The sequence below is a fragment of the Serratia sp. Z4 genome (genome assembly GCF_009900725.1).
In the GTDB taxonomy this organism is placed as follows: domain Bacteria; phylum Pseudomonadota; class Gammaproteobacteria; order Enterobacterales; family Enterobacteriaceae; genus Serratia; species Serratia nematodiphila.
In genome coordinates this window covers 369,711-383,077 of sequence record NZ_JAAABD010000002.1, presented here as the reverse complement: position 1 = coordinate 383,077, position 13,367 = coordinate 369,711, and the positions used below count along the sequence as shown (strand labels likewise).

Below are 13,367 nucleotides of genomic sequence, written 5' to 3'. Positions count from 1 at the left end.
ACGCAAAGGAGCGAACGGCGGTCAATCCGGCGCCCGTCCCGGCAGAAGGCGGTGCGGCACCGCACTTCCTCTTCGAGTATAACCCTGCGGCAGGGGGGCGCAACACAATGCCTGTTGCACGACAAGGATTGAAAATTGTTATGTTATATTGTAACTTTTGATTTTTCTCGATAACGGACAAGGAGCGCATTTTGGCGAGGCATTTTGGCAAACTGGCGGTGGCGCTGGCCGCGTTGTTTATCAGCGGGCAGGCATGCGCCCACGGGCATCATTCACATGGCAAGCCGCTGACGGAGGCGGAAAAAAAGGCGGAGGGAGGCGTGTTCGACGATAAGGACGTCAAAGATCGCGATCTGGCCGACTGGGAGGGCGTGTGGCAATCCGTGTATCCCTATCTGCTCAATGGGGATCTTGACCCGGTGTTCAAGAAGAAAGCGGCACAGGACAAGCGCAAGACCTTCGCCGAAGTGAAGGCGTATTACCGCAAAGGGTATGCCACCGATGTGGATACCATCGGCATTGAAAACGGCGTCATGGAATTTCACCGCGGTGACCAATCCAGCGCCTGTCAGTATAAGTACGCCGGGCATAAGATCCTGACGTATGTTTCCGGTAAAAAGGGCGTGCGTTATCTGTTTGAATGCCAGGATGCCGGCAGCCTGGCGCCGAAATTCGTGCAGTTCAGCGATCACATTATCGGCCCGCGCAAATCGGCGCATTTCCATATCTTTATGGGCAACACGTCGCAGGAAGCGTTGCTGAAAGAGATGGATAACTGGCCGACTTACTACCCATTCCAACTGCAAACCAAAGAAGTCGTGGACGAGATGCTGCATCATTGATGCTGCTCGTTCCCGCAACCACAAGCCCGCCCGCCTGTGTGGGCTTGTGCTCAGTCAAACGGTCTGATTTGCAGGTAATCATCCGTCACTTCCATTTCAAATAGCGTTTTATCTGCCAACAAGGTCGCACGCATTCGTTCCCGGGCTTGCAGGTAGCGTTCATCCAACTGAATATCACCGGCGCTTTCCCATGCGACTCGGCTTGGCCATTGCGCATAGCCGATAAACTGCCCGCCCACATCCCGATGCAGGCGCGAGCCAAGGCTGCCGCGCTGCAGATAGATACCTTGGGTCAACGCCAGCCAAGCCTGGCGAAAGGCGTGCTCGTGTCCGGGTTTGACTGAAAACTGGTAGATGGCGATGAACATAAGACGTTTTCCACAATAGCGACAGTGTGAACTTTAGGCGCTGCTTCTGGCTTTAACGTTCATATCGTGCTGCAGCGTTCAACATAAACGGGCGGGCCAAGGGCTCGGGTGTTTTATTCCGGCACTGAAAGCAAGGTTAACGGCAGCTGAAATTTTGCGCGATTTTTCTGCTGCGGAGGGAGGGGGCTCTCTTTGTTTGTTATGTTGGTATTTTTTATTTTATTAGATTTTTATTCTGTTTAAATGTTGGCTGGTATTTTTATATTCTGTTAAATCAATGTTGCTTATTACGCCTTTTTTGAGTGCTATCATTGATAGCGTTGATATCAATTCAGTGGCGGTATGACGCCATAATCCCCTCTAAACCGCATCTTATCGCTATTTTCAGACGGCTATTGCAAATACATGGCCCATCGACGATAAATTAATTGTGAATATTGTCACGTTTGATGACGAAGTTGTTGGACGGATTTTTTCACTGAGTTAATTTCCTGTAAGCAGAAGATTATGCTTTGTGAAGCCTTGGGCTGGAGTCAGCGATGCGAGTGGTAATTTTAGGTAGTGGAGTGGTGGGCGTAGCCAGTGCCTGGTATTTGGCGAAGGCGGGGCATGAGGTGACGGTGATCGATCGTCAGCCAGGCCCGGCACTGGAAACCAGCGCGGCGAACGCCGGGCAGATTTCACCGGGTTATGCTGCCCCCTGGGCGGCGCCGGGCGTGCCGCTGAAGGCCATCAAGTGGATGTTCCAGCGCCATGCGCCGTTGGCCATCCGCCTCGACGGCAGCAGCTTCCAGCTGAGCTGGATGTGGCAGATGTTGAAAAACTGCAACACCGAACACTACATGACCAACAAAGGCCGCATGGTGCGCCTGGCGGAATACAGCCGCGATTGTATCAAGGCGCTGCGTCAGGAAACCGGCATCCAGTACGAAGGTCGTCAGGGCGGCACGCTGCAGCTGTTTCGCACTCAACAACAGTTCGAAAACGCCGCGAAAGACATTGCGGTATTGGAAGATGCCGGCGTGCCTTACAGATTGCTGGAAGCCGGCCAGCTCGGCAGCGTCGAGCCGGCGCTGGCGCAGGTGGCGCACAAGCTGACCGGTGGCCTGCAGTTGCCGAACGACGAAACCGGCGATTGCCAGCTGTTTACGCAACAGTTGGCGAAGATGGCAGAGCAGGCGGGCGTCACCTTCCTGTTCAACCGCAGCGTCGATCGTCTGCTGGTGGAGGGCGACAAGATCGCCGGCGTGCAGTGCGGCGAGGAAGTGTTCAAGGCCGACAGCTATGTGGTGGCGTTCGGCTCATACTCCACGGCACTGCTGCGCGGCCTGGTGTCCATTCCGGTTTACCCGCTGAAGGGCTATTCGTTGACCATTCCTATCACCGACGAAGCGGCGGCGCCGTTCTCTACGGTATTGGATGAGACGTATAAAATCGCCATCACACGCTTCGACCAGCGCATTCGCGTTGGCGGCATGGCGGAGATCGTCGGTTTCAATACGCAGCTGGAGCAAAAACGGCGCGAAACGCTGGAAATGGTGGTGCGCGATCTCTACCCGAACGGCGGCCGAGTGGAAGAGGCAACGTTCTGGACCGGCCTGCGGCCGATGACGCCGGACGGTACGCCAATTGTCGGCCGCACCTCGCTGAAGAACCTGTATCTCAATACCGGGCATGGCACGTTGGGCTGGACGATGGCCTGTGGCTCCGGGCAGTTGTTGTCCGATCTGATGTCCGGCATTACGCCGGCGATCCCTTCCGATGACCTGGCGGTGGCGCGTTACAGCGCCGGGTTTCGTCAGCAACACGCGGTTCCGCTGAACGACGTGCATCCCGCACGTTAATCGTTGACTCTGTCATAGACTTTCCCGGCCACGCGCAGGCGCGCGTGGCCGCCGTACGCTGCCCCAAGGAGAAGCGATGCCCCGTCCCATAACCGCCACGATGCATCTCGGCGCGATTGAAAATAACCTGCAGGTGGTGCGCCGTTTCGCCCCCGGCGCCAAAGTCTGGGCGGTGGTCAAGGCTAACGCCTATGGCCACGGCATCAAACACGTTTGGCGCAGCATGGCGCAAACCGACGGCTTCGCCATGCTGGATCTGGCCGAAGCGGTGCTGCTGCGCGAGTCGGGTTGGCAAGGGCCTATCCTGTTGTTGGAAGGCTTCTTCCAGCCGCAGGATCTGGCGTTGCTTGACCGTTATCGCCTGACGACGGCGGTGCACAGCGACTGGCAACTGGCGGCGATCGCCGACGCCACGCTGAACGCGCCGCTCAATGTCTATCTGAAAGTGAACAGTGGCATGAATCGGCTGGGGTTCGCACCCGAGCGGCTGCATGAGGTGTGGCGCAGGGCGCAGGCGGTAGCCAACATTGCCGAGCTTACGCTGATGAGCCATTTCGCCACCGCCGACGGCCCCGAAGGCGTGACGCAGCAGATGGCCACCATCGAGGCGGCGGCTAACGATATACCGTTGCCGCGCTGCTTGGCCAACTCGGCCGCCACGCTGTGGCACCCTTCGACCCACGGCCGTTGGATCCGTCCTGGGATCGTTCTCTATGGCGCTTCGCCGAGCGGTTGCTGGAATGACATTGCGGCGACGGGGCTGCAGCCCGCGATGACGCTGAGCAGTGAAATCATCGGCATTCAGCAGCTGAAGTCTGGCGATCGTGTGGGTTACGGTGGCCGTTACAGCGCCGCAGGCGCACAGCGTATCGGTGTGGTGGCCTGCGGTTACGCCGACGGCTATCCGCGTCATGCGCCGACCGGTACGCCGGTATGGGTTGGCGGCGTGCTGACGCGCACCCTGGGAACGGTATCGATGGATATGCTGGCGGTGGATCTGACGCCCTGTCCGCAAGTCGAACTGGGCGCCGAAGTCGAGCTGTGGGGGAAACGCCTGCCGGTGGATGAGGTGGCCACGGCGGCAGGGACGTTAGGCTATGAACTGCTGTCGGCGTTAGCGGCGCGAGTGCCGGTCGCCATCGAAGCCTGAGCCGGGGCTCAGGCGACTTTTCTGATCTGCCCTTTAATCTGCTTGCTGAGCCGCCGCGCGTGCAGCGCCAGCAGGCAGCCCGCCAGCATCACCAGCGCCAGCGACAGCTTGGGTTGCAGCGGCAACGCCATCGCCACCAGACCCAGCGCGGCGCCGCCCGCCATCTGCACGAAACCGACCAGCGCGGACGCGACGCCGGCCTCATTGGAGTAGGGTTCCAACGCGTAGCTGGTGGCCGGGCCCATCACGAATGCCAACCCGGCGCAGGCGCTGGCGACTGGCAGCATATACGTCAGCCAGTGCGTTTGCGCCGTCGCGGGCAGCAGCATGACGCCCAGCAGCAGGCCCAGACAGCCCAGTCCCATCAACATGCCGCCGGTCGCCAGACAAACCGGACGGCCGACCTTGTGGATGATGCGGTTGGCGAAGAAGCTGACCAGCATGATCCAGAAACCGTTGGCGCCGAACACCAGCGAAAATTGCAGCGGCGTCAGGCCGGCGGTGCCCATCAGCACGTTCGGTGCCAGAGAAACGTAGGTCAGCGCCATGCCCATCGCCCCGGAGTTCACCACCGCAAAAGAGAGGAAACGCCGTTCGCTGAGGATGCGCGCGTATTGACGCACCGGCAACCCCTTGACCGGCACGGTGTCGGCGGGGCGAGTTTCCGGCAGGCGCAGCGCGATGAGCGCCAACACCAGCAGCGCGTAGCCGACCAGGAACCAGAAGGGCGCGCGCCAGCCGAAGGCTTCGGCGAGCAGGCCGCCGAGCAGCGGCGCCAGCGCCGGGATGATGTTCAGCGTGCCGTTAAGAAAGCCGAAAGCGCGGGCGGCGTCGTCGCCATTCAGGCGATCGCGCACGCCGCTGAAGGCGACGACGGCGGTGCAGCAAACCGCCACCCCTTGCAGCAGACGCGAAGCGATGAAAATCGTCGGGCTGGTGGCCAGCGCCGCCATCGCGGCGCCGATCATGTAGAGGATAATGCCGGCCAGCGCCACCGGTTTGCGGCCATAGTTATCCACCAGCGGGCCGGCGATGACCTGGCCGAGGCCAAGTACCAGAATAAATAGCGATATGGTGGATTGGATCAACGCTTCGCTGCTGCCCAGACCGACGGCAATAGCGGGAATAGTCGGCAGATAAAGATCGATGCCTAATGGGCCGAGCAGCACCAGGCTGAGAAGCATAAACAGAAACTTTTGCATAACAGAAAAGGCACGTCCGAGTGACAAAGAGGGCTAGAGTAGAGACTCTGGCGGCAAATGAAAAGGGGCAAAGCGGGTCAGCGCTGCGCCCCCTGACGATAATAGAGCGCCGAGACGGTATCGGCCACATAACGGGCCTGGTGGCGAGCATCATCCAGCGCACGATGCGGCATACCTTCGAACGGGCGAGCCTTTTTCGGGTTAAAGCCATGCAGTTCCGCCAGCGTGATCACCGTGCGCACGTCCTGAGTATCCCAAAACTTCCACGGGCAGGGCATTTCCAACTGCTGGAAGGCGTGTTCGAGGATCGCGCAGTCGAACTCTTTGCCGTTCCCCCAGACCTTTACCGTATCGGTGCTGTTCATATGGATAAAGCGGCTGAGGCTGCTCAGCACGCGCTTTAGGCTCTCGGTGCCGCCGAAGGCCTGTTTGCGTGCTTCATCGGACTGTTTCGCCCACCAGGCGACCGTGTCCAGACTGATGGTACGGCCCGGTTGGTCTTTCTGACTGCTGACGGCGGCCTCGAATTCGGCGCCGAGTTCCCCGGTCCGGGGATCGAAAAACACCGCCGCAACCACCAGAATGACGGCGCTGGGTTTTATATCCAGGGTTTCAATGTCTAACATCAGATGGTGCATCGGCGTTTCCGGTGGTGGGCGTGGTGGCTTAATGTTACTACAGAACGTGCGCCGATGCGGCCGGTGCGCACATGAAATCCTTTTAAAGCGCCTCGTTCAGGTTATGATGCTCGTGATACTCTTGTCAGGTTGGTCGCTATCGGTGAGAACGCTTATCTTTATTCTGTGCATGGTCGGCTACTTGCTGTTGCTGGGCTACCTTAGCATGTTCGTCACGGACAAGATCTGTGAGAAGGCGGGTAACTACACCAAAATATGCCGCGTCGTAGACATTTCCGAACCTCATATTCCCAAATAGCCCCCAGTTTATCCCAGATAGTCGGTGGTAATCAGCGGTGTCAGGATGGCCGCCAGCGCCGTGAGTGCCCCCCATTGCCGCCAGCCCAGCCGCGCCAGCCAGTCATGCCGCTGCGGCGGCGTGGCCAGTTGCCCGACGGCTACGGCGCCGGTCAGCAGCAGCGTCAGAATCAGCAGCACCAGGCAACGGCTCACCAGCGTGAACTCAACATGCAGCACATTGGCGTAATACAGGCGCATCAGAATAAAATAGCTCAGCAAGATCCAGGCGAAAACGACGTTTTTCTTGAGCACCTGCTGCAGCATCAACGCGAGAAACAGGCTGTGAAACAGCGACAACAGCGGGGCCTCGATCGGGTGCCGAACGCAGACGTTGTAGACCGCCATATAAATGTTGAAAACCAGCAGGATATAGATCACATAAATATACCAGCCGTAGATGACCTTGAGCTTTTTCGGGGTCGGCGGCAGGGAGAGTGCGTCCGGTTTCATTAATGCCTCCTGATGATGCCATGTAAACGCTGTGCTTGAAGACGGCGCGGCGACATCGTAATTTAAAATCCACAGGGTATATATCACCCGAGCGCTAAATGACAATTAAACGCGGGATCGGCTTTATTTCCGCGTTGGCCTGGAACTCTTTTGCGCCCGCGGGGTCGATTGGCGTACGAATGCCTGGCGGTTTTTGCACTATGATGACAGATATAATTTATTGATATGAAAGATTATAAAAATACTTCGGGCACAAAAATCCTGCTGTTGTTCAGCCTGGCGTTTTATACGCTATTGCCACCGTTGCTGACGGCGGTCGTGTTCAACCGTTTCAATCTTAATCCGTTCGCGATCGTCAAATTTTTTCACTTCAACCCGTTTTTGGCCGATCGGGGCATACCCGGCTATCAGACTTTCTTCTACTTGCTGATGCTATGGTTGGGGTTGAACGCTTTGCTCTGGCTGCTGGTGTGGGGGGCGGGGCGATTGTATCAGCGCTGGCGATCGCCGCGCGGCTGATAGTTTCTCAAGGGGGAAAGTTGCCTGGGGAAATGACTTTGCATTCAATAATGAGACGTATTATCATTTTATTCACCGGTGAGGGGAAAAGGGTTGTCTCCTTCTGTGCCCCCGATCCGGCACGACATTGCTCACATTGCTTCCCGTTTTCATGCCAGCCTTGCGCTGGCACTTTTTTATCCCACGCCAAAAACCATGACGCCGGTGGTCAGCCTCTTTTCATTAATATGGCTGTTTAAAAGCCAGCGCGCGGCATTGGGGCGTTAGAACAGCGAAAACAGCAACACCACCGGCAGGCTCAACGGCCAGGTTAACCCGATGGTCAGTGCGCTGATACAGCGAATTTTGACGGTGTCCCGGCTAACCAGGTAGGTGAAAACCATAGAAACTAACAGACCAATAAAATAACAGTATTGCGTTGCAACCCACAGCGGCGACATGAAACCCGATCCCAGTTGTATTTTTACGCGCGAATTCTAGGAGCTTGGCGGGTGATAATCAATGACCAAAGGCCCTTTATTCAAACCTTTATCCATAAGTATGCATAATTTATTTCTATAAAGAACGTAGGGTTATTAGCGGCCTTATGTTTATTGCCAAAAGAAATCAACAGCATAGTTACCGGTAACATTTTGCGTCAGGCAAGCCATCCTTCTGGAGTGAACTCCGCTGAGCAGTAAAAGAGTCGGTGAAGGGGGAAACGCGGTGGGGTTATGACTCATAAAGATTAATGATGTATTTGCGAACAGCAAGGTTAAGGTGAGGTGGCGTCGGGTTTGGCGGTACGTGAACCCTTCAGGCGCCGGTTTTAGCGCATCAGTCGCGATACGCCGCTTGCCCGCCAGGGAGGGGGATGGTTGTCGTTATGGGTTTAATGAATGTTAAGACCGTAGACGAACAGCCACGAAAACAGCAGCGCCAGCAGGCATGCCATAAAAACGATGGAGATCATTTCCTTCACAACTTCATTCCTTTTCCCGGTGAGCCAAATTTACTTCTCTTTGTTTTTGCGCGAAATTTTAGATCGGTATGGGTAAAAATCCTAGTTTTAATCCTTTTTTTTCCCGGTCGTGCGGCGTAAGCCGCTTCGATAAGCCGTGGCGGCGGTGGAAAATCGGGGACGTTAACTCGTCGTAGCTATTGCTGAACGCCATGAGGCTGACTATATAAAAGGGGGACTGCGTGGCGTCGAAGGCAGCCAGGCTCGCCCCTTGCGGGGGCGTTCATCTGCCTGCGGCGCTTTCCTATGAGATGAAGGAGTCGGCAATGAGCACAAAACCAACTATCGTGCTGGTACACGGATTCTGGGGCGGCGCCGCGCACTGGAGTAAGGTCATCATCGAGTTGTCGCGCAGGGGATATACGGCGATTCATGCGGTGGAAATGCCGTTGACGTCGCTGGCTGAGGATGCGGAACGTACGCGCAAGATGGTCGCGCAGCAAGCGGGACCGGTATTGTTGGTCGGGCACTCTTACGGGGGTGCCGTGATCACGGAAATGGGCAACCAGCCTAACGTGGTTGGCCTGGTCTACATCGCCGCGTTTGCGCCGGATGCCGGTGAAAGTGCCGGCGGTATTACGCAAGCGCATCCTCCTGCGGCAGTCGAGAATCTGGCCTCGGACAGCGACGGTTATCTGTGGATTAAAACCGACAAGTTTCACGAAAGCTTTTGCCAGGATCTGACCGCCGACGAGGCATTGGTGATGGCGGTGGCGCAGAAGGCCCCGCTGGCCGAGACCTTTGGCAACACCATCGGCGAGCCCGCCTGGAAACGTAAGCCGTCATGGTATCAACTTTCCAGCGACGATCGCATGATAGCGCCGGAGAATCAGCGGCGCATGGCGCAGCGGCTGCAGGCCAAGAAAGTGATGGTGCTGAATGCCAGCCATGCCTCGCTGGTTTCCCATGCCGATGAGGTGGCGGGTTTGATTGACGAAGCGGCCGGTTTGAAATAAAGCAGGGGCAGGAAGGCTCGACATTCTGCGGCAGATTATCCCTTCGCTGATACCGTTATAACAGCATCATCAACACGACGGCGACGGCAATAATGGCGTAGAGGTCTGCCTTACGCATATCGCCTTAGCGTCCGTTAACGCCGATCATTTCTATTGCCGCGCGATGCAGCCGCTGAAAATAATCATCGGGCTGCTTTTCTATCTCCTGGATAAGGCTGGCGAGCAGGTTCTGTTTGGTTATCGGCTTGTTGGCGGTCAACACCAGCAGCACGTTTTTGCCGAGCAGGCAACATATTTGCTTATGGTATTCATCAACATCGTGCTTGTTGAGGCCATAGAGGGTGTAGTCGATCATGATGTCTAACCTGCTGACAGGTAAATGCCCGCCGCAGCGGGCTGAGAAGCCATAGAAAAATAAAATGAGGCAAATTTCGCTTAGGAAGAGACTTAAGCGATGGGGTAACGATAACTGAATGGGAATATTCCTATCAAGCCGTGCGGGGGGAGCGGCGGATGTTTAGGAATAACCTCAGAAGAACAAATAATAGAGAGGACCGTTCTGGGGAATCTGACTTATTATTGTTGTTGTCATTGTTTAAAAAATAAACATGGGTTTTGCAAATATATAATGCGAAAAAGAAACAGCCGGAAAACGGTGCTTTCCGGCTGTGGTGACATTCACGCGGCGTTATTCACACGGTCTGCTTACGGAACAGTTCGCGGAATACCGGATAGATATCGTCCGGTTCGCGGATATGCTGCATGGCGAAGTTGTCGAATTTCGCCTGCAGATCCTCGTATTCGCGCCACAGCGTTTGGTGAGCGCGGCGAGTGATTTCTATGTAGCTGTAATAACGCACCATCGGCAGGATCTTTTTCGCCAACAGCTCATGACACAGCGGTGAATCGTCGGCCCAGTTGTCGCCGTCCGACGCTTGCGCGGCATAGATATTCCATTGTGCCGGGTCATAACGCTCTTCGACTACGTCATTCATTAACTTCAGCGCGCTGGAAACGATGGTGCCGCCGGTTTCCTGCGAATAGAAGAACTCCTGTTCGTCCACCTCTTTCGCCTGGGTGTGATGGCGAATGTAGACCACCTCGACGTTTTTATAGGTTCGGCTCAGGAACAAATAGAGCAGAATGTAAAAACGCTTGGCCATGTCTTTGGTCGCCTGGTCCATCGAGCCGGACACGTCCATCAGGCAGAACATCACCGCCTGGCTGGAGGGCTCCGGCCGGCGCTCATAGTTTTTGTAGCGCAGGTCGAAGGTATCGATAAACGGCACGCTTTCGATTTTCTTGCGCAGTTCGGCAATTTCCTTGCGCAGCCGCTCCTCTTCCAGCAATTGTACCGGCTCGGTATTTTCCAACTGGGTCAGCGCATCTTCCAGCTCGTGCAACGCGCGTCTTTTACCGGCGGTCATGGCGGTTCGTCGCGCCAGCGAGTTCTGCAGCGAACGCACGACGCTGATGTTGGCCGGCACGCCATTGGCGGTATAGCCGGCACGATGGGTTTTGAACTCGGTTAACTGCTTGTACTGATTCTTTTTCAGATTGGGCAGGGCGAGATCCTCGAACAAAAGATCGAGGTACTCGTCTTTGGAGATCTGGAAGACGAATTCATCCTGGCCTTCACCGTCCTGGCTGGCGTTGCCCTGGCCGCCGCCACCGCCTGCGCCGCCCTGAGGCCGCTCAACGCGATCGTTCTGTACGAAGTGGTCATTGCCTGGGTGAACGCGATGGCGTGTGCCGCCGCGCCCCTGATGAAACATCGGTTCGTTGATATCGTCAGTGGGGATGGAGACCGACTCCCCGCTGTCTACGTCGGTGACCGAACGCTTGTTGATGGCTTCGGCAATCGACTGTTTGATTTGCGACTTGTAACGGCGCAAGAAGCGCTGGCGGTTCACCATGCTCTTGTTTTTGCCGTTCAGCCGTCGGTCAATGAAATAGGCCATACTTCCCCCAAACGACGTTGCCAACTCTTCATGTCCCGGTCGCGACAGCGCAATGTGTAAGCCCCTCCTTGGGCTGCGCTGCAACGTCCATGACTGTGGACATGGCCCTGATAATGCCGCTTACCTGAGGCGTTATGAGGATTTTCTGACCCGCAGATACCATTCACACAACAGGCGCACCTGCTTGCGGGTATAGCCTTTCTCCATCATGCGGTCGACGAAGTCGTCGTGTTTTTTCTGCTCGTCCGTCGAGGTTTTGGCGTTAAACGAAATCACCGGCAACAGCTCTTCGGTATTGGAGAACATTTTCTTCTCGATCACGGTGCGCAGCTTCTCGTAGCTGGTCCAGTTCGGATTGCGGCCGTTGTTGTTGGCGCGGGCGCGCAGCACGAAGTTCACGATTTCGTTGCGGAAATCTTTCGGGTTGCTGATACCGGCCGGTTTTTCAATTTTCTCCAGTTCGGCGTTCAAAGACTCGCGGTCGAACAGCTGACCGGTGTCGGGGTCGCGATACTCCTGATCCTGGATCCAGAAGTCCGCGTAGGTCACGTAACGGTCAAAAATGTTCTGTCCGTATTCCGAGTAGGATTCCAGATAGGCGGTCTGGATCTCTTTGCCGATAAACTCGGCGTATTTCGGGATCAGATAGCCTTTCAGATGTTCGAGGTATTTCTCGGCCAAATCCTGCGGGAACTGTTCGCGTTCGATCTGCTGCTCCAGCACATAGAACAGGTGCACCGGGTTGGCTGCCACCTCGGCGTGATCGAAGTTGAATACCCGCGAGAGGATTTTAAAGGCGAAACGGGTGGAGAGGCCGTTCATGCCTTCGTCAACCCCGGCGTAGTCGCGGTACTCCTGATAGGACTTGGCTTTCGGATCGGTATCCTTGAGGCTTTCGCCGTCATACACGCGCATTTTCGAGTAAATGCTCGAGTTTTCCGGCTCTTTCAGCCGCGACAGCACGCTAAAGCGCGCCAGCGTTTCGAGGGTGCCCGGCGCGCAGGGCGCGTGAGTCAGCTCGCTGTGATCCAGCAGCTTGTCGTAAATCTTGATCTCTTCCGACACGCGCAGGCAGTAAGGCACCTTGACGATGTACACGCGGTCGAGGAACGCTTCGTTGTTCTTGTTGTTACGGAAGGTCACCCACTCGGATTCGTTGGAGTGCGCCAGAATAATGCCGTTGAACGGCAGGGCGGAGATGCCCTCGGTGCCGTTGTAGTTACCTTCCTGAGTCGCCGTCAGCAGCGGATGCAGCACTTTGATCGGCGCTTTGAACATCTCGACGAATTCCATAATCCCCTGGTTGGCGCGGCACAGTGCGCCGGAATAGCCGTAGGCGTCCGGATCGTTCTGCGCGTGGTTCTCAAGCTTACGGATGTCCACTTTACCGACCAGCGCCGAGATGTCCTGGTTGTTCTCATCGCCCGGTTCGGTTTTGGCGATGGCGATCTGCTCCAGGATGGAAGGGCGCACCTTCACGACTTTAAACTTGGTGATATCGCCGCCGAACTCGTGCAGGCGCTTCGCCGCCCACGGCGACATGATGGTGCCGAGATAGCGACTTGGGATGTTGAACTCTTTTTCCAGGATTGAGGCATCTTCCTGAGGGTTGAACAGGCACAGCGGATGATCGTTGACCGGGCTGCGTTCGCCGTTGGCGCTGAGGGTGTAGATGGGCACGCGCTGCATCAACGCTTTAAGGCGTTCTGCCAGCGAGGATTTACCGCCGCCCACCGGGCCCAGCAGGTAAAGGATCTGTTTCTTCTCTTCCAGGCCCTGCGCAGCGTGCTTCAGGTAAGAGACGATCTGTTCGATGGCCTCTTCCATGCCGTAGAATTCTTCGAAGGCCGGATAGCGTGCGATCACGCGGTTGGAGAACAGGCGCGACAGGCGTGATTCTAGCGCAGTGTCGACCATCACAGGTTCACCGATAGCCATCAGCAGACGTTCGGCCGCGTTGGCATAGGCACTGCGATCTTGCCGGCAAATGGTAAGAAATTCCTGCAGTGTGAACTCTTCGTCCTTGGCAGCTTCGTAGCGCTGGCGATAGTGGTCAAATATGTTCATGATGCCCGTCCTTTCGTTATTAGCACAGGTT

13 protein-coding genes are annotated in these 13,367 nt (G+C 56.3%); 5 read left to right on the top strand and 8 right to left on the bottom strand.

Going from position 1 to position 13,367, the window contains the following annotated elements; translation table 11 throughout:
• The first annotated feature begins 191 nt into the window (after window positions 1-191).
• Window positions 192-842 (top strand): metal-binding protein ZinT, encoded by a 651-nt coding sequence (gene zinT, locus GT753_RS09665; RefSeq protein WP_088381668.1) that lies wholly within the window; start codon window positions 192-194, stop codon window positions 840-842.
• Window positions 843-892: 50 nt separating this feature from the next.
• On the opposite strand, the gene GT753_RS09660 is transcribed toward zinT, so the two are convergent.
• Window positions 893-1,210: an antibiotic biosynthesis monooxygenase gene (locus tag GT753_RS09660; protein WP_015378113.1), complete on the bottom strand. Its 318-nt coding sequence runs from the start codon at window positions 1,208-1,210 to the stop codon at window positions 893-895.
• A gap of 539 nt (window positions 1,211-1,749) precedes the next feature.
• Between GT753_RS09660 and GT753_RS09655 the strand changes: the two genes are divergently transcribed.
• The gene (locus GT753_RS09655; RefSeq protein ID WP_028127472.1) at window positions 1,750-3,054 is read left to right on the top strand and encodes a D-amino acid dehydrogenase; all 1,305 of its coding nucleotides are present in this window, start codon (window positions 1,750-1,752) and stop codon (window positions 3,052-3,054) included.
• 76 nt (window positions 3,055-3,130) lie between these two features.
• Window positions 3,131-4,204, top strand: a complete 1,074-nt coding sequence (gene dadX / locus GT753_RS09650) for a catabolic alanine racemase DadX (protein ID WP_160125555.1) — start codon at window positions 3,131-3,133, stop codon at window positions 4,202-4,204.
• A gap of 8 nt (window positions 4,205-4,212) precedes the next feature.
• On the opposite strand, the gene GT753_RS09645 is transcribed toward dadX, so the two are convergent.
• From GT753_RS09645 to GT753_RS09635, 3 genes are all read right to left on the bottom strand, one after another.
• Window positions 4,213-5,406 carry a multidrug effflux MFS transporter gene (locus GT753_RS09645; protein WP_015378110.1) on the bottom strand — a complete coding sequence of 398 codons (1,194 nt, stop codon included), beginning with the start codon at window positions 5,404-5,406 and terminating at the stop codon, window positions 4,213-4,215.
• Window positions 5,407-5,483: 77 nt separating this feature from the next.
• Window positions 5,484-6,044: a 3'-5' exonuclease gene (locus tag GT753_RS09640; RefSeq protein ID WP_004932251.1), complete on the bottom strand. Its 561-nt coding sequence runs from the start codon at window positions 6,042-6,044 to the stop codon at window positions 5,484-5,486.
• 306 nt (window positions 6,045-6,350) lie between these two features.
• Window positions 6,351-6,833 carry a hypothetical protein gene (locus GT753_RS09635; RefSeq protein WP_015378108.1) on the bottom strand — a complete coding sequence of 161 codons (483 nt, stop codon included), beginning with the start codon at window positions 6,831-6,833 and terminating at the stop codon, window positions 6,351-6,353.
• 225 nt (window positions 6,834-7,058) lie between these two features.
• On the opposite strand from GT753_RS09635, the gene GT753_RS09630 reads away from it, so the two are divergent.
• Complete coding sequence (locus tag GT753_RS09630; protein ID WP_015378107.1) at window positions 7,059-7,352, top strand: hypothetical protein; 294 nt, start codon at window positions 7,059-7,061, stop codon at window positions 7,350-7,352.
• Window positions 7,353-7,615: 263 nt separating this feature from the next.
• Here the strand turns inward: GT753_RS09630 and GT753_RS09625 are convergent, their stop codons facing one another.
• A complete protein-coding gene (locus GT753_RS09625; RefSeq protein ID WP_015378105.1) occupies window positions 7,616-7,792 on the bottom strand; it encodes a GhoT/OrtT family toxin in 177 nt (58 codons plus the stop codon).
• An 826-nt stretch (window positions 7,793-8,618) separates the two neighbouring features.
• Between GT753_RS09625 and GT753_RS09620 the strand changes: the two genes are divergently transcribed.
• The gene (locus tag GT753_RS09620; protein ID WP_160125554.1) at window positions 8,619-9,308 is read left to right on the top strand and encodes an alpha/beta hydrolase; all 690 of its coding nucleotides are present in this window, start codon (window positions 8,619-8,621) and stop codon (window positions 9,306-9,308) included.
• Window positions 9,309-9,432: 124 nt separating this feature from the next.
• Here GT753_RS09620 and GT753_RS09615 read toward each other — a convergent pair whose 3' ends face one another.
• The 3 genes from GT753_RS09615 to yeaG all read right to left on the bottom strand — a co-directional run bounded on the left by GT753_RS09615 (window position 9,433) and on the right by yeaG (window position 13,336).
• A complete protein-coding gene (locus tag GT753_RS09615; RefSeq protein ID WP_004932237.1) occupies window positions 9,433-9,663 on the bottom strand; it encodes a hypothetical protein in 231 nt (76 codons plus the stop codon).
• 337 nt (window positions 9,664-10,000) lie between these two features.
• Entirely contained in the window at window positions 10,001-11,269 is a 1,269-nt protein-coding gene (locus GT753_RS09610; protein ID WP_004932234.1) for a YeaH/YhbH family protein, read from the bottom strand.
• Window positions 11,270-11,401: 132 nt separating this feature from the next.
• On the bottom strand, window positions 11,402-13,336 hold the full coding sequence (yeaG, locus tag GT753_RS09605) for a protein kinase YeaG (RefSeq protein WP_004932230.1): 1,935 nt from the start codon (window positions 13,334-13,336) through the stop codon (window positions 11,402-11,404).
• Window positions 13,337-13,367 lie beyond the last annotated feature (31 nt).

What these genes read in the sequence shown, in the direction of transcription:
- GT753_RS09625 (WP_015378105.1), bottom strand. Translation starts at nt 7,792, where the DNA reads ATGTCGCCGCTGTGGGTTGCAACGCAATACTGTTATTTTATTGGTCTG.
- GT753_RS09660 (WP_015378113.1), bottom strand. Translation starts at nt 1,210, where the DNA reads ATGTTCATCGCCATCTACCAGTTTTCAGTCAAACCCGGACACGAGCAC.
- yeaG (WP_004932230.1), bottom strand. Translation starts at nt 13,336, where the DNA reads ATGAACATATTTGACCACTATCGCCAGCGCTACGAAGCTGCCAAGGAC.
- dadX (WP_160125555.1), top strand. Translation starts at nt 3,131, where the DNA reads ATGCCCCGTCCCATAACCGCCACGATGCATCTCGGCGCGATTGAAAAT.
- GT753_RS09655 (WP_028127472.1), top strand. Translation starts at nt 1,750, where the DNA reads ATGCGAGTGGTAATTTTAGGTAGTGGAGTGGTGGGCGTAGCCAGTGCC.
- GT753_RS09620 (WP_160125554.1), top strand. Translation starts at nt 8,619, where the DNA reads ATGAGCACAAAACCAACTATCGTGCTGGTACACGGATTCTGGGGCGGC.
- GT753_RS09610 (WP_004932234.1), bottom strand. Translation starts at nt 11,269, where the DNA reads ATGGCCTATTTCATTGACCGACGGCTGAACGGCAAAAACAAGAGCATG.
- GT753_RS09630 (WP_015378107.1), top strand. Translation starts at nt 7,059, where the DNA reads ATGAAAGATTATAAAAATACTTCGGGCACAAAAATCCTGCTGTTGTTC.
- GT753_RS09635 (WP_015378108.1), bottom strand. Translation starts at nt 6,833, where the DNA reads ATGAAACCGGACGCACTCTCCCTGCCGCCGACCCCGAAAAAGCTCAAG.
- GT753_RS09645 (WP_015378110.1), bottom strand. Translation starts at nt 5,406, where the DNA reads ATGCAAAAGTTTCTGTTTATGCTTCTCAGCCTGGTGCTGCTCGGCCCA.
- GT753_RS09615 (WP_004932237.1), bottom strand. Translation starts at nt 9,663, where the DNA reads ATGATCGACTACACCCTCTATGGCCTCAACAAGCACGATGTTGATGAA.
- GT753_RS09640 (WP_004932251.1), bottom strand. Translation starts at nt 6,044, where the DNA reads ATGCACCATCTGATGTTAGACATTGAAACCCTGGATATAAAACCCAGC.